This is a genomic window from Pseudomonas sp. SIMBA_068 (assembly GCF_046534705.1).
In the GTDB taxonomy this organism is placed as follows: Bacteria; Pseudomonadota; Gammaproteobacteria; order Pseudomonadales; family Pseudomonadaceae; genus Aquipseudomonas; species Aquipseudomonas putida.
Map to the genome: position 1 here is coordinate 1 of NZ_JAWRYI010000301.1, position 292 is coordinate 292.

Genomic DNA, 292 nt, shown 5'->3' on the forward strand with positions numbered 1-292 from the left:
GAGATAAAAGAAAACGCATTATGTTATGCCTATGGCCGTTGTAGTCCATCAGAAATTGATGACTTAAACATTTTACACGCTACCATGCTTGCTATGAGCCGCGCAGTGGAAGGACTAAGCACACAGCCTGAGTTTGTATTTATAGATGGGAACCGTTTACCAAAACTCACTATGCCTGCTCAAGCGGTTGTTAAAGGCGATAGCCTAGTTGCCGAAATATCAGCAGCCTCTATTTTAGCCAAAGTAGCGCGTGATGATGAAATGCTTGAACTTGATAAACGCCACCCGCAAT

At 43.5% G+C, this 292-nt stretch carries 1 protein-coding gene; it reads left to right on the forward strand.

Annotated features, from left to right (window positions below):
* The coding region (locus SB756_RS29265) for a ribonuclease HII (protein ID WP_410913044.1) at nucleotides 1-292 on the forward strand (292 nt) is incomplete at both ends.